Raw genomic sequence first — 19,064 nt, forward strand, 5'->3', positions numbered from 1 at the left:
ATTGCTGCAACCACCCGATCCCGAAGATCGCCCGAATACGCCTTGCCCATCCATGCCAGCCTCCTCCCGGCCAGCATATCGAATCACCAAATCACGACCGTGTGAATCCCCTCCGATTCAACCCGATCGAGCTCGACTCTAGAGGCGGATGACGATGAAGCTCGATTTGACGATCGGGTCAAAAAGCTGGTGAGGCGTAGGCTGGCGCCGGAGAAGCCGCAGTGAAATGGACAGCTCTGCCGCTGCTCGCGCTCGCAGCATGCAACCCGGATACGACCAAGCCCGAAGACGCGAGTACCCGATACGATCGCGAGCATGTTCCGGGCCGCTATCAAGCTTCACCAGACGCGAAAGGCGACGGCGTCTACGTCGTCGACACGCGAACAGGATCGGTCAGCTTCTGCATCGCCTCGTCGCGCGATCCCGACGCAGCCGGATTTCAGAACGTTGAAACGTCTTGCACTAAGCCAAGCGACCCGCCGCAGTGATGGGTTTGTAAGCTACGTAATCGCCCTTTGTTGGCCCGCTCGGGTTAGGTTAGCCAAGTCGGGTGTACCCGAAGGAGCGCGGTCGGGTTCGACGCGGTCAAGCTGATCGAGCTGGCGCGCATCTAGCGGCGACCCGCCCGGCTCGACCCTGTGTATCCGCACCTGCCGCGAACGGCGGTGAAGACGACCTCGGCCGCCGATTATGCGATGCTCGCGGCATGAGCGGCGCACCCGATACGATGCCGGTCGGCACGATGAGCTGCACGCTGCAGGTGTTGCTGGCCCATCACCTCAAGCAGTTGAAGCTGCCCACCGTGCTGCGCGAGTATGACAAGGTCGCGCGCGCGTGTGCGCGCGAAGGCGCGGACCATCCGCCCTATCTGCTGCGGCTCATCGAGCTCGAGCTGATCGATCGCGAACGGCGCACGATCGAGCAACGTATCCGGGCGGCACGGTTCCCGGCCGTGAAGAGCTTCGACACGTTCGACTTCACCGCTATCCCAAGCCTCAACAAGATGCTCGTGCTGGAGCTTGCCCGCTGCGAGTATATCCTGCGGCGCGAGAACATCATCACGCTGGGCAACAGCGGCACGGGCAAGACGCATGTCGCGCTCCCCTCGATCCGGCTGCCTGCCAGAAGGGCTTTACGGTAGCGTTCACGACCGCGGCCGCGCTGGTCAGCCAACTGCTGGAAGCGCGAGACGAACGCCGCCTGCTGAAGATGCAGCGCGACCTTGCCGCGGTGAAGTTGCTGATCATCGACGAGCTTGGCTGTGTGCCGCTGTCGCCCACCGCTGCCGAGCTGCTGTTCGAGGTCTTCTCGCAGCGCTACGAGCGCGGCTCGAGACGATCGTCACCTCCAACCTGCCGTTCGAGGACTGGACCCAGGTGCTGGGCAGCGAGCGGCTCACCGGCGCGCTGCTCGACCGGCTCACCCACCACGTCAGCATCCTGACGATGAACGGCGATGACCCTTGGCCTGATGGCCGCGGCGACCCTGACGGCCGGCTGTGTCGGCGATGGCGGCAGCCGTTGCGGAGTCGACACGCGCTATCGCAGCTACGACTACAACAATCCCGATCCCGCTTGCGGCGTCTAAGACGCCGAGCGCTATTACCGCGGCGACCGGCGCTATCGCGAGCGGCGGCTGAGCGCCAACGACCGCATGTATCGCGGTCAGGACGGCCGGTATTATGCCGCCGAAAGGGCGGCACGACCGGGCTGATCGTCGGCGGTGTCGCTGGCGGTGTCCTGGGCAACATCATGGCGCGCGGCGGCTCGGAGGTTCTGGGCACGCTGCTTGGTGCAGCCGGCAGTGCGCTTGCGGGTCGCGCGGTGGACCGCAACACCAGCGAGGCGCGCTGCCGATGGGCAAGCGGCTGAGCGGCACGGGCGGAGGGCGTGCCGCTCAGCCCTCCGCCGGCGCACCCGCGAGCGCCGCGACAAGGCAGACGAGCCCCACCGCCGCGAAGCCGCAGCGGGCGGGCAGGCCCCCCTTGTTGGTTCGGATCGACACCCACAACGCCAGCACCGCCTGCATCGCGTAGAACAACGCGAACGCGCGCGAAGACAGCGCGATGACCGAGAATGGATCGGTGAGCCAGACCACCGCGATCGATAGGGCCGCCGCGGTGATGAACGCCGTCCGGATACTCAGCTTGCGGCGCGATACCTCGACCAGCAGTCCGCCCGACCCGATCGAATCCGCGATCGCCGCGCTCAACTGGCTCGATACCGCGCCGATCAGCACGAAGATGCCGAGTATGGGCGCGACCAGTTCCATGATGTCGAGAATGCCCGCAACCCCCTCGGCCTGCTGCGCCTCGCGGAGGAATGGAGTCAGGAGGGCCAGGAACGCCAAATAGATCGCCGACGAGATCCACTGCGCGTGGCGCATCGTACGGACGCGGGTCGCCTGATCGTAGCTGTCGCCCATGTACCGCGACGTCTCGAACCCCTGGACGGTGATCAGCAGGCCGAGCAGCAGCGGCGCGCTTGCCCAGGATAGGCGGGTGGGCGGCAAGCCGAGTGACGTTCCGGTCGTCGTCGCCCACCAGATGCCGAGTCCCGCCAGCAGCCCCGCGATAATGCCCAGCTTGACCGAGACGCTGGCGTGGGCGGCATGCTCGATCTTGCGAATGTCGCCCGAAAAGGTGAGCGCCGTGAGCGCCAGGATGATGACCGTGACGAGCGTGTTGGCGGTCAGTTCGTGCCATTCGGGCGGTACGCCGATCGGCTTCATCGTGAATTCGGCGAGCAGCTTCAGATAATAAGCGACCGACACCGCATAGGCGATGGCGAGCATGACCTGCGCCGCGCGCATTGCCCAAGCCATCGGATCGTTCAGCGACAGCGTCGGCGCGATATTCTCGACATGCACGATGTTGAAGCGGACAACTGCGCCGACCGCATAGGCAAGCGCCAGCAGCGCCGCCATCGCCAGGATCGCCGCCGAGCCGAACTCCCTTGCCAGGATCGGACCGCAGATCAGGAAGCCCGAGCCGATGATCGACGCAAGCGGCGTCACCGTCGCGCGCCAGTCCGTCGAGCGTGCGAACCTGCCGAACGTCAGCAGCGCGGTCACGGCGACAGCGGCGAGTATCGCGGCGGCGGCGATCATGCCCCGTTGCTTTGATGTGAGATGGGCATGAGCTCGATCCTGTTGGCGCGCAGCACGGTCAGGCGGTCCCGCCCAGCCACGCCGTTCCGTCGCGCAGGCGGCGCTTGTAATCGGGCTCGGCCAGTGCGTGGCGCAATTGCCCCGCCCGGTCCACGACGCGCGCCAGATTGTAGCCGGACAGTGCCTGTTCGGCTAAGGTCTGCAGCCGGTCGGCGTACAGCGCGACGATCGCGAGCCGGTCCGCATCGTCGCACCCGAGCGACACCTCGCCCAGGCCGCCGAGGAAGCGCAAAGATGCGATCATGTCGCTCGCGCAATATTGGGCGAGTGCGCCGAACGACCGGTCCATGAAGGTGTCGAAGCCTTGTGCGTGCGCGACGATCCGCAAAGCACCTTCTTCGTCGACACGGAGGGGAGAGGGCAGGTCGCGACCGGCAAGGTCCGACAGCGCGGCACCCAGCCAGTCGATGCAGGTGACCGCGGTGAACGGATCGTTGACCCCAGGCGACAGCGCGCGGGCGGCGATCTCGACGAGCTCGTCGATCAGGAAGCGCAGGTCCTGAAGCGCCGAACGCCGCGAGCTGACCGCGAAGGCGTCGCGGATCGCCGCCACGGCTTCCTTGTCGCACCGGCCCGGCGGCCAGATCTCGACCAGCGTCCGCCCGACATGCGTGAAATCGCCGGGTTGATATTGCAGCCGCAGGACGAGGTCGCAGCGGCGGGCCTGCGTGATCAGCGTGTCGTCGTCGATCAGCTCGATATAGCCCGTCCGCTTCGCCGCGACGAGCGTGCGCGCCTCCGCTGCCCGCGCGGTGGCGTCGGAGCGAAACGGCGCCGGGACCTCGATCTCCTCACCCCCTCCCGACCTGCCGAGCGAGCGGGGGAAGCGATGGCCGATCTCCGCGATCAGCCGCTCGCCGACGTCCTGGATCACGCTGTTGATGTGGATCTTGCTGGGCACATGGTGGATGAAGAAGATCAGCACCGCGACCGAGCAGATCGCCAGCAGGACCGCGACGAGCAACGCCAGATTGGGCACGAAGCTGTAGCCGCCGGTCTCGTCCGCCGAGCGGATCGTGCGCAGGACGATCAGGCAGTAGAGAAACGTCGCGATGAAGGTGCCGAGCGTGACCTGGTTGCCACGGTCGCGCATGAAATTGGTCAGCAGCCGCGGCCCGTACTGGCCCGAGGCATAGACGACCGCGGCGATCGTCACCGAGAACACCGTACCCGCGACGGTGATCATCGACCCGCCGATCGACGACAGCATCTGCCGCGCCCCGTTCGGCCGCGCGGCGTACAGCCACGCGATGCCGTCCATCCACTCGGACCCCTCGTAGCTGTCGAGCAGGATCATCAGCGCAGCGAGGAGCGCCGCCAGCAGCGCCATGACCGAGGGGACGAACCAGTAGCTTGCGCTCAGCTTGTCGCCGATGCGGAGAACCCAGGCCCTCAACGCACGGCTGGATCGGCGGTGTCGACGGGAGCGGCGAGCGCGATGGTCTTCATGGCGATCTCTCCGGTCGAACACGCCGTCGCGAGGCGCTGTCAGGTCAATGCGCCGCCCGGTCGAATCGTTCCGGTTGCGGCGCCCAACCGCACGATCCGAAGAATCAGCGGCGCAGCGGCGCAAAGCACGTTAAAGGCAGGCGCCCACTTCAGGAGTATGCATGATCGAAGCCCGGCATGCCCGGTTCGCCCAGGCTCTGCCGGACAGCCGGTTCGACGCGTTCACCGTCTATCGTTGGTGGCGCGAGCACGTGGTCGCGTCGGTCGATCACGAACGGGTGGTCACGCGCATCGTCGACGACAGCGGCTGGTCGGCGCGTTACCTATTCATGACGATGATGTCGGCGGGCATCGCGGTGCTCGGGCTACTGCTGTCGTCGCCCGCGGTGGTGATCGGCGCGATGCTGATCTCGCCGCTTATGAGCCCGATCCTGGGGCTGGGCTTCAGCCTCGCGCTGTTCGATTTCACGGAGATGCGCCGTGCGCTGGCGGCGCTGGCGATCGGCACCGTGGCGGCGGTGGCGTTCACCGCGCTCATCGTCTTGCTCTCGCCGCTCAAGGCGCCGACGACCGAGATTCTCGCGCGGACGCGACCGAACCTGTTCGATCTTCTCGTGGCTCTCTTCGCGGCGCTCGCGGGCACCTTCGCAATTATCCGGGGACGGGGCGAAACCATCGTCGGCGTCGCGATCGCGACCGCGTTGATGCCGCCACTCGCTGTCGTCGGCTATGGCTTGGCGACGATGAATGTGCCGGTCTTGGGCGGCGCGCTGGCGCTGTTCGCCACCAACTTCCTGACCATCGCGCTCGCCGCCACGGTCATGGCGCGATATTACGGCTTCGGCCACCATCTGTCGGGCAGGCAGAGCTGGCTGCAGACGGTCGTCCTGCTTTGTGTCTTCGTGCTCATGGCAGTGCCGCTCGGCATCTCGCTAAGCCGGATCGCGCGCGAGACGGTGACCGCGACACAGGTCCGTTCGTTTTTGAGCGAATCCTTTGGCACAAACGCGCGCGTGACACAGCTCGACATCGATTTCGATCGCAGGCCGCTCGCGATCCGCTCCGTCGTCATCGCGCCGCGCACCGCCGCCAAGGATAGTCTCGTCCTGCAAACCGCGTTGTCGAAACGGCTGGCGAGGCCGGTGCGACTCCAGCTCGATCAGGTGCTGCTCGATCCCTCCGCCGGATCGCTCGAGACCCAACGGGCCGAGCTTGCGCAGGCGTCCAGCACCGCGCTTGCCGCTGACGCGGAAGCTGAGCGCATCGCCCAACTCGTCGCGGTCGCGGCGGGCGTAGCGCCGGGGGACGTCACGATCGACCGCGATCATCGTCGCGCGACCGTCAGCGCCACGCCGCTGCCGGGTGCCGGGCCGCAGACCTATCGCGCGCTCGAGCGGCGGCTGTCGCGCGCGGCGAGCGGGTGGCAAGTGGCGATCGTGCCGCCGCTGGCGCGATTCCCCGCCATCCGCTTCGCCGACGACGTCGACACGCTCGATCCTGCCGCGCGCGATGCGGTGCTGCTGTCGGCATGGGAGGCGCGGCGCTGGAACATTCCCGCGCTCGCGGTGCCTGGCCTGCCCGAGGGCGACTCGCCCGAGCGGCCGGCGCTGAACCAGCGCCGCGGTCTCGCGGTCGCCGGGCTCCTGCGCGAACAGGGTATCGCAGTGGTTCCCGCACCGGCAGAGGGGCAGGCCTTTACGTTGCGGGCGCAGGAACCATGATCAGCGGCATCGCCATCACGCCCTTCGACGCCGCCGCGATCCTGATCGTGCTGGCGGCGACGCTGGGGTATCTCAACCACCGTTTCGTCAAGATGCCGCCCTCGATCGGATTGACCGTGATGGGCGCGGTCGCCTCGCTGATCGTGGTCGGCCTGGACAAGCTTATTCCCGGCAGCTCGGCGAGCCGCGACATCGTCCGGTTCCTCTCTGGCATCGACTTCCACAACACGCTGATGAACGGCATGCTGTCGTTCCTGCTGTTCGCAGGCGCGCTTCACGTCGACTGGGGTGAGATGCGGCGTGGCGGTTGGCCGATCATCGTGCTGAGCACGATCGGCGTGGTCACGTCGACGGCGTTGATCGGCGGCGGCGTGTACCTCATTGGCGGCCTGCTCGGTCTGTCCATTCCGATCGCATGGTGCCTGGTCTTCGGCGCGCTCATCAGCCCGACCGATCCGGTGGCGGTGATGGGTATCATGAAACAGGCCGCGGTGCCGCCGACGCTGCAGGCAACGGTGGCGGGCGAGAGCCTGTTCAACGACGGCGTCGGCGTGGTGGTCTTCGCCATCATCCTGGGCGCGGCGCTCAGCGGCGAGCCGCTGTCGGTGTCGCATGCGGCGGTCCTGTTCGCCGAAGAAGCGGGCGGCGGGATCGTGCTGGGTCTGGTAACCGGCTGGATCGCCTATCGGGCGATGCATTCGATCGACGATTACAAGGTCGAGGTGATGATCAGCCTGGCCGTGGTAATGGGCGGCTATGCGCTGGCCAGCCGGATTCACGTCAGCGGCCCCGTCGCCATGGCGGTCGCCGGCCTCATCATCGGCAACAAGGGCGTGGCGCACGCGATGAGCGATACGACCCGGGACTATCTGCTGAAGTTCTGGGCGCTGATCGACGACCTTCTGAACGCGGTCCTGTTTCTGCTGATCGGGCTGGAGGTGGTCGTCATTCCTGCCGACGCGCGGCTGATCGCGCTGGGCGTCGCGGCTATTCCGCTGGTGCTGGTCGCTCGCGCCATCGCCGTGATCGGTCCGCTGGCGGCGATGCGGCCGTTCCTGTCGCTCGGTGCGCTGGCGCCGGTAACGCTGATCTGGGGGGGCTTGCGCGGCGGCATCTCGGTCGCGCTCGCGCTCGGGCTGCCGGACGGCGCGGCGCGATCGTTCGCGCTGGCGGCGACGTATATCGTCGTGCTGTTCTCGGTCATTGTCCAGGGCGGAACGGTAGAGCGTGTAATCCGCTGGCGCTCGGCGCGCGAGCAAGACTGAACCCATGCCGAAGCGATCGTCCCGCAGCGCCTGGCGCCTCCTGTCGGTGATGTGGCGACGGCGGCGGTCGACCCACCTCGACCGGCAGCTCAGCGTCCTGAACCGCAGGATCGCGACCGGCGTCGGCGCGGTGCTGCTCGGTTTGGTCGCTCTCGGCTTCGCAAAGGCGGGCGACTGGGCGCAGCATTTGTTCGCGCAAGTAGTGGCGGCGTGGCCCTATGCGCCGCTTTTGCTCACCCCGGCCGTCTTCGCCGGCGTCATGTACCTCACCGGACGCTGGACCCCCGACGCGCGCGGATCCGGCATCCCGCAGGTGATCGCCGCGAGCCGGTCGCCACAGGAGAGCGCGCTCGGCCCGCTGGTGTCGCCGCGCACCGCGATCGCCAAATTCGCGCTGACCATCTCGATGCTGTTCGCGGGCGGCTCGGTCGGCCGCGAAGGCCCGACGGTGCAGATCAGCGCGGCGCTGATGGTCGCGGTGCACCGCGTCCTGCGCGTGCCGATCACCGCGGGCGTGCTGATCGCAGGCGGCGCGGCTGGCGTCGCGGCGGCGTTCAATACGCCGCTGGCGGGCGTCGCTTTCGCGATCGAGGAACTCGCGTCGGCCTATGAACAGAAGGTCGCGGTGCTGGTGATGGCGGCGGTGATGATCGCGGGACTGGTCAGCCTTGGGATCGCGGGCGATTACGTCTATTTCGGCGCGATGCGGCAGATGCTGGACGTCGGCACCATGCTGGTCGTCTGTCCCGTGGCGGGCGTCGTCGGCGGGGCCGCGGGCGGGCTGTTCACCAAGGCGGTGCTGGCGTTTGCGTCGCCCAAGCATCCGCTGCTCAAACGGCTGCGCTCGCGACCCGTGCTGTTCGCGGGCGGGTGCGGGCTGGTGGTGGCGGTGACGGGCATCCTGACCCACGGCGACACCTGGGGCACGGGCTATGGCGCGACCCGCGCGCTGGTCGAGGGCGGCGGCGCGACCCTCTGGTTCGGTCCCGCCAAAGCGCTGGCGACGCTGGCCACGACGCTCGGCGGAACGCCGGGTGGCATCTTCGCGCCCTCGCTCGCGGTAGGCGCAGGGGTGGGTAACCTGCTGACGCCCGTCTTTCCGGGTAGCCCGGCGGGGGCGGTCGTGCTGCTCGGCATGGCGGCGTATTTCACGGGCGTGGTGCGCGCACCGTTGACCGCGGTCATCATCATCAGCGAGGCGACGGCCAGCCGCGGTATGATCGTGCCACTTTTCGCGACCGCCTTGATCGCCGACGGTGTCAGCAGCCTCGTTTCGCGCGAGCGGCTGTATCATGGGCTGGCGCGGGCATTCCTCCCCAAGGCCGAGCGTTCCGCCACGGAATCTTCGACTTAGGAGGAGTGGTTCGCCTTGAGGTGGATATCGCGCTGCGGGAACGGGATTTCGATCCCGTTCTCCTTGAACGACACCCACAACCGGTTCAGCACTTCGGAGCGGATGTTGCCGACCCCGGCCTCCGGATCGGTGATCCACACCAGAATTTCGTGATCGACCGAACTGTCGCCGAAGCCGGTCAGCCAGACGGTAGGCTTGGGGTCCTGCAAGACGCGAGAGCCGCCCATCGCCGCCTCGATCATCAGCCGCTGCGCCAGCGGCAGATCGCTATCATAGCCGATGCCGACGGGGATGTGTACGCGCACGTTGCGGCTGGAATAGGACCAGTTCTCGACCGGCTCGGTCATCAACTGCTCGTTCGGAATCAGATGTTCCTTGCCGTCGCGGGTCACGACCGACACCGCGCGGACGCCGATCTTCGTCACCGCGCCGAAGGTGTCGCCGACGACGATCACGTCGCCCGGCTTGACCGATCGGTCCATCAGCAGGATCAGCCCGGCGATCAGGTTGCCGAACGTCTTCTGCAGCCCGAAACCCACCGCGAGCCCAAGAGCGCCGGAAAAGACGGTGAACGCGGTCAGGTCGATGCCGAGCAGATCAATGCCGAACAGCACGGCGACGACCACGACCAACAGGCTGCCGAGCTTTTGCACCAGCGCCCGTTGCGAGACGTCGAGCACCTGTGTTCGGCCGATCGCATGGACCAGCACGCGGTTGGCGAGCCGGGCGATCAAATACAACACGACCACGACGATTAGGAAGTTCAGCACCCCTAGCAGCGAGATCCGCCGAGTTCCGACGGTCAGCCCGATGCCGCTCAGCGCCTGCGTCAACGGCTGCAGCCCACCCAGACTGCCGGCGACGGTGGCAACCAGCGCGATCATGCTCAGCACGCCAGCGGTAGCGCTTCCCAGGCCGGCGGCGAGGACGACGCGATACGCGAGCATCGCCGTGGCGGCTCCCAGCCCAACTGCGGCGATCAGGTCGCCGAGCGGGCTCAATGCGACAAGGTTGCCGCCGACCAGCAGTAGCAGGGCCGGGACGCCGTACCGCATGAGCGACTTCGCGAGCGTCGTCCCGAATTGGTCGGTGCGCCCGGTCAGGCGGCGAAAGCCCGCCCCGATGCGTGGGGCGAGACGCCTGCTCAGCAGCCAGCCGACCCAGAACGCTCCGGCGACGAGCAGGGCCGCGAGGCCGATCGAGGTCGCATCCGGCGTGCGCGGCAAAGGTATTCCCGCGTCGCGCAGCCACTGCTGCCAATTCATGATGACCTCGCTTGCATGCGCCTCCGCCGCTCGACCCGATGCCAGACGGAGCTCGCGCCTCGATACCAACGGTCTGACCAGCCCACCGGGACGCAGCAGGACGCCGCCCGATCGGCTTGTCCGGGGAACGATGCCGCGCCGTCGTCCGTTCCCTTACAGGTCCCGGCAACGCGGGTCCTTGTACACGAGAGTAACATGAAACGATTCCTTCTTGCCTGCGCCGCCGTCGGCATGTCGGCCGCAATGGTGGCCCCCGCCGCGCAGGCCCAGCGCTACCAGTCGATCAACCAGCGCCAGGGCAATCTGTACAACCGCATCGAGCAGGGCGTGCGCAACGGCTCGCTCAACCGTCGGGAAGCCAGCCGTCTGCGCACCCGCTTCGCCAACCTTAGCCGGCTCGAGCACAGCTACCGCCGCAGCGGCGGCCGGTTCACCTATAATGAACGGGCCGACCTCAATCGCCGCTTCGACGCGCTCAGCAGCGCAGTGCGATCACAGAAGCACGATCGCCAGATGCGCCGCTAGGGCGAGCCGGTCGGCCGGTCGGTGCGACGATCGGCCCACCGGACACCAACTGCTCAGTAAAGCCTGTATTTGACGACTAGGATCGCCGACAGCGTGACGATCATGATCGCGACCAGCGGCAGGCCGGTTCGGGTATAATCGCCGAACTTGTAATCGCCCGCCGACATGATCAGCATGTTGGTCTGATACGCGACCGGCGTGGCGTAGCACAGGTTGCAGCCGAACAGCACCGCGAGCACCAGCGGTTCGACCGGGATCGACAATTTCTGCGCGAGGCTAAACGCGATCGGCGTGCCGACCGCAGCTGCGGTGGTGTTCGACGCGAAGTTGGTGAGCACGGTGACGAAGATCATGACCGCGGCGAGCACGCCGCCAGACGGCAGATCTTGCAGGCCCGATGCGATGAGCTGGCTTAGCCAGTCGGCGGCGCCGGTTTCCAGGATGACCCGGCCGACCGCGATGCTCGCCGCCACCAGCACGATCACCTTGGCCGACAGTGCGCGCCCGACCTTGTCGAACCGAACGCAGCCGGTGACGAACATCAGGATCGCGCCGCCGAGCGAAGTGATGGCGATCGGCATCAGCCCCACGCTCGCCAACGCGACCGAGCCCGCCATGATCGCGAGCGCGAGCGGCGCCTTGGCAGTGCGCGGCACCTCCTTGACTCCCTCGAGCACTAGGAGGCTCTCGGCGCGCGCCAGCCGCACGATGTCGGCCAGCGTGCCCGTCACCAGCAAGATATCACCCTCCGCCATCGGCACATCGTCGCCGTCATCGCTGAAGGAGCGATCGGGCCGGCCGTGATGCAGACCGATGACCGCGACATCGTGGTTATCGGCGATGCCCGATGTGGCGGTCCGGGTGCCGATCAGCCCGGAGTCGGCGGCGATCGACAGTTCGACGACCGCCAAGTCCTCACTGGTGCGTCGCGAGGCCCCCTGTAGCCGCGCCAGCAGCGGCGGCGGCGCGGTCGCCGCCTTCGCCTCGCGCATCACGTCTTCGAGCGTATCATGCGTGGCCAACAGGCGAACCCGATCGTCGATCGTGACCGGGGTGTCGGGTGGGGTCAGAAACGTAACATGTTCCGGGAAACGACGCTGAAGATCGGCTACCGTCCGGCCGATGAAAGGGGACGTGGCCATGAACCGCAGGTCGGCATGGAAGCGACGCGGCGCGTGTCCGGCTTCTTGTGAATTGTCGGGGAGCAGGCGAGGCATCACCAGCCAGATGAACGGCAGCGCGACAACTGCGGCGGCGGCGACCATCGGGGTGAAGTAGAACACGCTCATCGGTCGCATGCCGAGATCGGTGGCGATCGAGACGACCAGCAGATTGGTCGACGTGCCGATCGTCGTCGCCATGCCGCCGATCAGCACCGCGCTGTTGACGGGGATCAGCGTACGCGACGCCGGCATCCCTCCGCGCGAGGCGAGCGTCACCAGGATCGGCAGCAGCAGAACCAGCACCGGCGTGTCGTTGACCATCATGCTCATCAGCATCGCCAGCACCAATGTGAGGAGAAAGCCGATCGGCCGGTTGAAACGCCACACGCGGGTAAGTGTGCGCGCGGCCGGCTCCAGCGCACCGGTCGCGACCAGCCCGCGCCCCATCACCATCAGCGCGCAGATGGTAATCAGCGCATAGTGCCCGAAGCCCTCGAACGCGAGCTTGAGGCCGTCGGTCGGCTGCTGTCCTGCAAGCGGAAAGGAATACAGCCCTAGCGCGATGGCGCTGATCGTCAGCAGCGAGATGATCTCGACCTTCAGCCGGCTGGCGGCGAAACCGTAGAACATCGCCATGGTCAACGCGATCGCGGCGGCGGCGTGGGCGGACGGCAGCGTCATCACGCTAGCCACCAGATCGCCACGAGCAGGCCGATCGCGCCCATGATGATTGCCGCCGCCATGATCCTAAAGGTCATGACCGACAGCCCGTTCACCTCGTGCGCCGTCAGTCGCATGCGGACGCTGTGCGCGCGGCGCTCGGCCGCCATGATCAGGAATATCCCAAGCAGGATGAAGAGGCTCGCGATGCCCTTCGCGAACCAGGTCGGGCGCACCGCCTTGAACAGCGCATTGAACCCGAGGCCGACACCGATCGACGCCATCGCGGTCCGCGCCCAGCCGCTGAATGTCCGTTCGTTGGCGAGCAAGGTACGATCCTCGGCCAGATCGGTGCGATCCTCCGCGAGCTCGGTCCGGTCCTGCCTCGTCTGTCCGGTCATTCGTTCCTCTTCACCCGGGCATGCTTTAGCCGGAATTGCTCGGCGGCGTAACGGGTTGTCGGTGTTCCAGCACCAACGCCGCGCCGCCGTTGGCGGCCAGTCGCACGATCAGTCGTTTGTCCGCCCCGATGACCCCTGCTCGGCGGTCGAGCGCCGTCGGCGACGCGCCGTCGGTCCACGCACGCAGCTTCCACCTGCCAGGTTCCAGGAACGACATCGGCAGCGTGACGGTGCGCGCCCGCTCGTCGGTGATCGCGCCGACATACCAGCGCTTCCCTTGCCGCCTCGCGACCGCGATCCATTGCCCGAACTCTCCGGCGATCCCGCGCGTCTCGTCCCACACGGTCGGCACCTCCCGCAGAAACTCCACGCCCGGCTGCCACTCGCCTCGCCCGTCGCGGTAGGCGACCGGCGCGTCGGCCAATCTGGTCAGCGGGCTGGGGTAGATGACGAAAAGGGCGAGCTGCTGCGCGCGCGTCGTCATCACCTGCGGCGCCGGCGCCTTGGAGAGAAGGCGCCGGGCGTGACGTTGCGAAAGCCGCCGGGAATATAGTCCATCGGGCCGATCGTCGCGCGCGAATAGGCGGCGCGAACATTGTAGCCCGCCGTCACCTTGCGGCTCCAACGGTTATACTCGTTGCCCATCGCGCCTTCCTGCGTCAGGAAATTGGGATAGGTCCGGTCCAGCCCGCGTGGCACGAAGGTGGCGTGGATGTCGACAAGCAGGTGCCGACGCGCCGCCTCCCCCAGCAATCGGTGGTAGAAGGCGACGACCTCCTGATCCTGGCGGTAGATGAAGTCGACCTTGATCCCGGCCACGCCCCATTGTCGCCAACGGTCCAGCACGGGCGCCATGCGGCCATCGAGCGACTTCCAGTCCGCCCACAGCCATAGGCGGACGCCGCGTGCCCGTCCGTAGGCGACGAGCGCGGGGACATCGATGTTCGCAGCCGGCCGCAGCACGTCGGCCGGCGTGTCCTTCCCGGGGGGGATCGAATGCCCAGCCATCGTCGATGACGTAGTAGGGCAAGCCCATATTCGCGGCGAAGTCGATGTAGCGGCGGTAGGTGGCCATGTTACGGCCGGCTCCCCGCACGGTGGGCGCGAGCAGCCCGGACCACCAGCCCCATGCGGCTTGCCCGGCCGGACCCAGGCCGCATCGACGATCCGCGACGACGCGGCCAACCGGCGGACCAGGTCGTTGGCGATCATTCGCTCTGGCCGATCGGCGATCATCACAACGCGCCACGGGGTCGCCAGCCCTTCAGGCGGAATGCGCGACACGACCGCCAGAGCGTCGTTGTCCGGCCGCGGGGTCAACTTGACCGCCACGCCCGAGCCATCGGCGGTGCCGGTGAGGTAGGCGGCGCTGTAGTTCTCGATACGGCTTTCGGTAAGCGCGTAGGTCTCGCCGGCGCGACCCGTGACGCAGGTCAACGGCAGATCATAGAGGTCACCGGGGTGGATATCGCGCAGCCGGACGGGCGCATAATCGCCTTCATGGCTGTTGAAGAACTTCGCGTGCCGGACGCCCTGGCAACGGTCGTCACGGGGCACCGCGAAGGCGGTTTGTTCGCCCGCAATTCTCACGACCCCGACGCCGCGTTGTGCGGGAAGCACCAGACGGAATGCCGCGCCCGTGTCGCACGCTGCCACCTCCAGCCTGATCGTCCGGCGCCTGCCGGCACGTTCGCGTGCAGTGATGGCGCGCCCGGCGCAGCCTTCGCGCGGACCGGTGTCCGATTGCGCGACCGCAACCAGGGGGCCGAACGGTTCATCCGCCAGCGTCAGCGACACCGGCGATGTCGCGACCAGCACCGCTCCGCCATGCACGACCCGAACCGCGAACCTACCGTCCGCGCCGATCCTGGACATGATATTGATATGGCCATCCGGCGACGTCGTATTCATCGGCGAATGCCTGACCGGCGCATGGCAGCCGGCCGGCGCCATCATGGCTCCGCCCAGCCACGCGTGGACTATGCCGAACGTCACGCGCCGATATAGTGGGGGTAAGGCTGACCACGGGTAAAGCGCAGCAGGAGATAACCGCCGATCGCCGACAGGATCGACCCGCCGAGCACGCCGATCTTCACGTCGGCCGATAGCAGCGGATCGGCAAAGGCGAGCCCGCCGATGAACAGGCTCATGGTGAAGCCGATGCCGCACAACATCGCCACGCCATAGACCTGTGGCCATGTGGCGCGGGCAGGGCGGTCGGCGATGCCCAGCGCGACGGCGAGCCGTACGGCGCCGAATACGCCAACCTGCTTGCCCACGAACAGCCCCGCGCCGATCGCAAGCGGCAGCGGCGCGACCAACTCGGCCCAGCCGATCCCGGCGAGCCGCACGCCCGCGTTGGCGAAGCCGAACAGCGGCACCACCGCGAACGCGCTCCAGGGCTGCAGCGCGTGCTCAAGTCGATGCAGCGGCGAGTCGGGTCGATCGGAATGCGCCGGGACTGCGCTCGACCGGGATGACGCTGGCCGCCAGAACGCCGGCGACGGTGGCATGAACGCCCGACAGCAGCACCGCCAGCCATAGGACGGCGGCAAGCGTCAGATAGGGCCACAGTCGCCGCTCACCCCAAAGGTTAAGGCCGAACATCATCGCCAGAATCACGCCGGCCGCCGCCAGCGCCGCGACGCGGAGTTGCGCGGTATAGAAAAACGTGATGATCGCGATCGCGCCGAGATCGTCCACGATGGCAACGGTGGTCAGGAACAGTTTCAGTGAGGTCGGCGCGCGCTTGCCCAGTAGCGCCAGCATGCCGAGTGCGAAAGCGATGTCGGTCGCGGCGGGAACCGCCCACCCCGGCGTGAGCCGTGGCGACGAACCGGCGATCGCGAGAAAGATCAGCGCGGGCGCCGCCATGCCGCATCCGGCGGCGATCAGCGGCAGCCGTCGGTCCGCCCAGATCGCCAGCTGTGCGTCGACGAACTCACGCTTGATCTCCAGCCCGACCAGCAGGAAGAACAGGGCCATCAAGCCGTCGTTGATCCAGTGCAGGACGGACAACGGCCCCAATACGGCATGGAGCAAGGTCTCGTAGGTGGAGCCCGTCGCGCTGTTGGCGATCACCATGCCGAGCGCCGCGGCGGCGATCAGGGCCACGCCGCCCGACGCCTCTCCCGTCAGAAACGCGCGGAGCGTGGAGACCGGGCCACGGCGCGCGCTCGGACTCATGGTGCAAGGTTTGGCATGATGCCGACGCTATCCCTGCGATCCCGTTCGCGTTCAACATGCAACGCTCGATCGCGCGCGACGTTTGTCATTCCTCGTGGGACGCGGTCTTGCCGCCCCGCTGCCACGGCCAACGGCCCTCGATCTCAACCTCGAGAGAGAAGCTCAAGAAGGTCCGGATCAGGACAATGCCCGCCAATACCGCCAGGCTGCGCAGCGTCGGTTCGATCGCGACGGTGTTGATGATATCTGCCGCGACCAGGAACTCGAGCCCGAGCAGGATCGAATTTCCGAGGCTCGAGCGGAAATCTGCCACTAACGCCGTGCGATCGTGCCGGCGGAAGAAGCGGAGCGCGAATACCGCCAGCGACCCGAATGCGCCGAGGACGATGATCGCCGTGCCGGCGATCTCCACCGCACGCGTGACCCAGTGAATCCATTCCATCCGCGCGCCCTATATCCCATCCGTCTTCGCTGGCGCATCGCGACCGACGAAGAAGCTGGCAGTGATATAGCCGAAGACGGCCAACCCGTAGAGCGCGATGCCGAAACAAAGAATGCGGCTCTCGGGTGTCCTGGGCCAGAACTGCGCCCCCATCGTGACGAGCAGCATGCTCGTCCACCACAAGGCGTCGGCATAGGAGGTGAAGCCACCTTCCACTTCGCTTGCGGGCTCGAAGGCGAGCATCCCGCCCGCGCCCAGCAGCGCAACCACGACCGTCAACGTCATGACATAACCCAGGACCCGCCGCTTCGACGCGGCGCGCAGGGCGTTCATGCCCCGGTTGGCTGTGCCCACGATCCGAACCAGCCTGAAGCCGCGCAGTGCGCGCGCCGCCCGCAGGACGCGCAACGCCCGCACCAGCCGGAGTGCCGGTACGAGCAGGGCGATGACGGTCAGCCACGCGCGCTTGACGAACGGCAGCTTCTCGGGCGCAAGCGCGAAACGGAGCGCGAACTCCGGCAGGAACACGATGCAAATGACCGTCCCGACGATCTCGAACAACTTGGACGAGCCGACCGCCACCCCGGCGACGACCAGCGCCAGCCAGACCAAGCTGAGCAGGAGCATCGGCGTGCGAAGCCGCACCTCCATGTGGCGTCCTGGGGTTCGCCGTCTTGGCGGTTCTCCAGTTCGTCATCGCCTGGCTGGCGCAACGGGGTCTCACCCGTTGGAGCCGCCATCACGGCGGAGCCGCAGATCTTGTTGCTGGATGGCCGGCTCGGCCAGGGTGCCCTCCTGGACTAGAGGGTGACGCCCGAGGAGATAAGGGGGGCGGTACGCAAGGCCGGTCTGGGTGATCTGCGCGACATCGCGGCGGTCGTGCTCGAAACCGATGGCAGTTTCAGCGTCATCCCAAGCAACGCGGCGGGCGACCGGTCCGCCTTTCCGGAACGATGAGCATATTGCCCGTTCCAATCGAGCGCGAGCCAAGACGGGCGGACGGGCAATCAGTCGCCGGATCGTCCTCCGGCTAGAAGCGTAGATGTCGCAGGACGTCGCCGAGGAGATCGTTGCATGGAATTCTTCGGCATAAAATGGGTCGGGGTCAACCCGGAGAACGGGCACAAGCTCCTCCTCTCGCTGGCCTTCATCGCACTTGTGGTGGTGCTCAGCCGTACCTTGCGTTGGCTGGTCGGCATCGCCCTGCGGCGGACGGACCATGCCTCCATCCAGACGAAGTTCTGGACCCGTCAGGGGATCAGCCTGCTGGGCGCGGTCATCCTTATACTGGGCCTTTTGTCGATCTGGTTCAGCGATCCGACCCGCCTTGCTACCGCGCTCGGGCTGGTCAGCGCGGGCCTCGCCTTTGCGCTTCAACAGCCGGTGACCGCGATTGCGGGCTATTTCGTGATCCTGCGCGGCAGCACGTTCAACGTCGGCGATCGCATATCGATGGGCGGCGTGCGCGGCGACGTGCTGCGCCTGGGCTTCATCCAGACGACGATCATGGAGATGGGCCAGCCGCCGAGCGTCCAAGGCGCTGACCCGGCGATGTGGGTCAAGAGCCGCCAGTTCACCGGCCGTATCGTTACCGTCAGCAACGCCAAGGTCTTTTCCGAGCCGGTGTACAACTACACGCGCGATTTCCCCTTCATCTGGGAAGAGATGGCGATCCCGATCACCTACCAGGCCGACCGCGCGAAGGTCGAGACGATCCTGCTGGACGCGGCCGTGCGATTCGCCGGCAATCCCGCCGAGATCGCGCAAGGTGCCAAGCAGGATCTGCAGGCCCGGTTCGGCGTCGATCCGATCGACCTCGATCCCAAGGTCTTCTTTCGTATCACAGACAATTGGCTGGAATTGACAGTCCGCTTCATCGTCACCACGCACCGCATCCGCTCGACCAAGGACGCGATGAGCCGCCACATCATCGCCGCACTCGACGCAGCGGGAATCGGCATCGCGTCCGCCACCTACGATATCGTCGGCCTGCCGCCGATCGAAGTGCGAGCGACGGGGATCAAAAACGTCGAGTAGAGCCGCCAAGCATCTTATCGGGCATGTCGCGCGGTTGAGACCGATGTCGCTGGACACGGCGAACTGCCAACTCGCGATCGGCTGCAATGCGAGCGGGTCGGGCGACGCGCTATGTCGCAGCGCAATCTCGGGCGAGAGGCAAGGCTCAGCTCTATGCCAATACGCCTGCGGTGGGCGGCGGTCGCGCGGGGCATACCATCTCCACTGCCTTGGACGCGCGGCTGTTCGCGCCCAACGCCGACTCATCGCCGCGGGCGGACATGGCGGGCACAGGACGCGGTCCGCCACCTAGCATTACAGTTGCGCATTTCATCTAACTCTGAATCAATGGGTCTCCATGGCAGGAGACCGTGGATGACGGGTGCATCGATCGAGACGACGCTGGAGCTTTGGGCGTCATCGCTACGCGATGTGAAGGTGCGGATGCG

Annotated in this window: 14 protein-coding genes and 6 pseudogenes; 8 read left to right on the forward strand and 12 right to left on the reverse strand. The window is 66.9% G+C overall.

Annotated features, from left to right (window positions below; all coding sequences use genetic code 11):
• Positions 1-727: 727 nt before the first annotated feature.
• Positions 728-1,457: pseudogene (gene istB / locus ACE5C1_RS05150) on the forward strand (IS21-like element helper ATPase IstB); the annotation flags it as partial.
• Positions 1,458-1,470: 13 nt separating this feature from the next.
• Positions 1,471-1,871: pseudogene (locus tag ACE5C1_RS05155) on the forward strand (glycine zipper 2TM domain-containing protein).
• A gap of 25 nt (positions 1,872-1,896) precedes the next feature.
• Here the strand turns inward: ACE5C1_RS05155 and ACE5C1_RS05160 are convergent.
• Positions 1,897-3,108: a hypothetical protein gene (locus ACE5C1_RS05160; protein ID WP_374942994.1), complete on the reverse strand. Its 1,212-nt coding sequence runs from the start codon at positions 3,106-3,108 to the stop codon at positions 1,897-1,899.
• Positions 3,109-3,166: 58 nt separating this feature from the next.
• Positions 3,167-4,564, reverse strand: coding sequence for a DUF2254 domain-containing protein (locus ACE5C1_RS05165; protein WP_374942995.1), 1,398 nt, complete (start codon positions 4,562-4,564; stop codon positions 3,167-3,169).
• A 214-nt stretch (positions 4,565-4,778) separates the two neighbouring features.
• On the opposite strand from ACE5C1_RS05165, the gene ACE5C1_RS05170 reads away from it, so the two are divergent.
• The 3 genes from ACE5C1_RS05170 to ACE5C1_RS05180 are packed head-to-tail and all read left to right on the forward strand — an operon-like array spanning position 4,779 to position 8,957.
• Positions 4,779-6,338: a DUF389 domain-containing protein gene (locus ACE5C1_RS05170; RefSeq protein ID WP_374942996.1), complete on the forward strand. Its 1,560-nt coding sequence runs from the start codon at positions 4,779-4,781 to the stop codon at positions 6,336-6,338.
• Complete coding sequence (locus ACE5C1_RS05175) at positions 6,335-7,603, forward strand: cation:proton antiporter (RefSeq protein ID WP_374942997.1); 1,269 nt, start codon at positions 6,335-6,337, stop codon at positions 7,601-7,603. Before ACE5C1_RS05170 ends, ACE5C1_RS05175 begins: the two co-directional genes overlap by 4 nt.
• 4 nt (positions 7,604-7,607) lie before the next feature.
• On the forward strand, positions 7,608-8,957 hold the full coding sequence (locus ACE5C1_RS05180) for a chloride channel protein (RefSeq protein ID WP_374942998.1): 1,350 nt from the start codon (positions 7,608-7,610) through the stop codon (positions 8,955-8,957).
• Here ACE5C1_RS05180 and ACE5C1_RS05185 read toward each other — a convergent pair.
• On the reverse strand, positions 8,954-10,222 hold the full coding sequence (locus ACE5C1_RS05185; RefSeq protein WP_374942999.1) for a mechanosensitive ion channel family protein: 1,269 nt from the start codon (positions 10,220-10,222) through the stop codon (positions 8,954-8,956). The two genes, ACE5C1_RS05180 and ACE5C1_RS05185, sit on opposite strands and share 4 nt — an antisense overlap.
• A gap of 195 nt (positions 10,223-10,417) precedes the next feature.
• On the opposite strand from ACE5C1_RS05185, the gene ACE5C1_RS05190 reads away from it, so the two are divergent.
• Complete coding sequence (locus tag ACE5C1_RS05190) at positions 10,418-10,747, forward strand: hypothetical protein (RefSeq protein WP_374943000.1); 330 nt, start codon at positions 10,418-10,420, stop codon at positions 10,745-10,747.
• A gap of 53 nt (positions 10,748-10,800) precedes the next feature.
• Here the strand turns inward: ACE5C1_RS05190 and ACE5C1_RS05195 are convergent, their stop codons facing one another.
• The 9 genes and pseudogenes from ACE5C1_RS05195 to ACE5C1_RS05235 all read right to left on the reverse strand — a co-directional run bounded on the left by ACE5C1_RS05195 (position 10,801) and on the right by ACE5C1_RS05235 (position 17,250).
• Positions 10,801-12,591 (reverse strand): SLC13 family permease, encoded by a 1,791-nt coding sequence (locus ACE5C1_RS05195; RefSeq protein WP_374943001.1) that lies wholly within the window; start codon positions 12,589-12,591, stop codon positions 10,801-10,803.
• The gene (locus ACE5C1_RS05200) at positions 12,591-12,971 is read right to left on the reverse strand and encodes a YidH family protein (RefSeq protein WP_374943002.1); all 381 of its coding nucleotides are present in this window, start codon (positions 12,969-12,971) and stop codon (positions 12,591-12,593) included. Before ACE5C1_RS05200 ends, ACE5C1_RS05195 begins: the two co-directional genes overlap by 1 nt.
• A 25-nt stretch (positions 12,972-12,996) precedes the next feature.
• A complete protein-coding gene (locus ACE5C1_RS05205) occupies positions 12,997-13,341 on the reverse strand; it encodes a glycoside hydrolase family 97 C-terminal domain-containing protein (RefSeq protein ID WP_374943007.1) in 345 nt (114 codons plus the stop codon).
• 36 nt (positions 13,342-13,377) lie between these two features.
• Positions 13,378-13,979: pseudogene (locus tag ACE5C1_RS05210) on the reverse strand (glycoside hydrolase family 97 catalytic domain-containing protein); the annotation flags it as partial.
• 49 nt (positions 13,980-14,028) lie between these two features.
• A pseudogene (locus tag ACE5C1_RS05215) lies at positions 14,029-14,220 on the reverse strand (hypothetical protein); the annotation flags it as partial.
• A pseudogene (locus ACE5C1_RS05220) lies at positions 14,163-14,927 on the reverse strand (glycoside hydrolase family 97 N-terminal domain-containing protein); the annotation flags it as partial. The pseudogenes ACE5C1_RS05220 and ACE5C1_RS05215, both read right to left, overlap by 58 nt.
• Positions 14,928-14,962: 35 nt before the next feature.
• Positions 14,963-16,157 (reverse strand): annotated as a pseudogene (gene nhaA / locus ACE5C1_RS05225) (Na+/H+ antiporter NhaA).
• 85 nt (positions 16,158-16,242) lie between these two features.
• Positions 16,243-16,569: a DUF1622 domain-containing protein gene (locus ACE5C1_RS05230; RefSeq protein ID WP_374943003.1), complete on the reverse strand. Its 327-nt coding sequence runs from the start codon at positions 16,567-16,569 to the stop codon at positions 16,243-16,245.
• A gap of 39 nt (positions 16,570-16,608) precedes the next feature.
• Positions 16,609-17,250 carry an ion transporter gene (locus tag ACE5C1_RS05235; protein ID WP_374943004.1) on the reverse strand — a complete coding sequence of 214 codons (642 nt, stop codon included), beginning with the start codon at positions 17,248-17,250 and terminating at the stop codon, positions 16,609-16,611.
• A gap of 156 nt (positions 17,251-17,406) precedes the next feature.
• Here ACE5C1_RS05235 and ACE5C1_RS05240 point away from each other — a divergent pair, with 156 nt between their 5' ends.
• On the forward strand, positions 17,407-17,556 hold the full coding sequence (locus ACE5C1_RS05240) for a hypothetical protein (protein WP_374943005.1): 150 nt from the start codon (positions 17,407-17,409) through the stop codon (positions 17,554-17,556).
• 117 nt (positions 17,557-17,673) lie between these two features.
• A complete protein-coding gene (locus ACE5C1_RS05245; RefSeq protein ID WP_374943006.1) occupies positions 17,674-18,636 on the forward strand; it encodes a mechanosensitive ion channel family protein in 963 nt (320 codons plus the stop codon).
• Positions 18,637-19,064: the final 428 nt, after the last annotated feature.

The organism is Sphingomonas sp. (assembly GCF_964263785.1).
GTDB lineage: Bacteria > Pseudomonadota > Alphaproteobacteria > Sphingomonadales > Sphingomonadaceae > Sphingomonas.

What these genes read in the sequence shown, in the direction of transcription:
- ACE5C1_RS05160 (WP_374942994.1), bottom strand. Translation starts at nt 3,108, where the DNA reads ATGATCGCCGCCGCCGCGATACTCGCCGCTGTCGCCGTGACCGCGCTG.
- ACE5C1_RS05170 (WP_374942996.1), top strand. Translation starts at nt 4,779, where the DNA reads ATGATCGAAGCCCGGCATGCCCGGTTCGCCCAGGCTCTGCCGGACAGC.
- ACE5C1_RS05175 (WP_374942997.1), top strand. Translation starts at nt 6,335, where the DNA reads ATGATCAGCGGCATCGCCATCACGCCCTTCGACGCCGCCGCGATCCTG.
- ACE5C1_RS05180 (WP_374942998.1), top strand. Translation starts at nt 7,608, where the DNA reads ATGCCGAAGCGATCGTCCCGCAGCGCCTGGCGCCTCCTGTCGGTGATG.
- ACE5C1_RS05185 (WP_374942999.1), bottom strand. Translation starts at nt 10,222, where the DNA reads ATGAATTGGCAGCAGTGGCTGCGCGACGCGGGAATACCTTTGCCGCGC.
- ACE5C1_RS05190 (WP_374943000.1), top strand. Translation starts at nt 10,418, where the DNA reads ATGAAACGATTCCTTCTTGCCTGCGCCGCCGTCGGCATGTCGGCCGCA.
- ACE5C1_RS05195 (WP_374943001.1), bottom strand. Translation starts at nt 12,591, where the DNA reads ATGACGCTGCCGTCCGCCCACGCCGCCGCCGCGATCGCGTTGACCATG.
- ACE5C1_RS05200 (WP_374943002.1), bottom strand. Translation starts at nt 12,971, where the DNA reads ATGACCGGACAGACGAGGCAGGACCGGACCGAGCTCGCGGAGGATCGC.
- ACE5C1_RS05235 (WP_374943004.1), bottom strand. Translation starts at nt 17,250, where the DNA reads ATGGAGGTGCGGCTTCGCACGCCGATGCTCCTGCTCAGCTTGGTCTGG.
- ACE5C1_RS05245 (WP_374943006.1), top strand. Translation starts at nt 17,674, where the DNA reads ATGGAATTCTTCGGCATAAAATGGGTCGGGGTCAACCCGGAGAACGGG.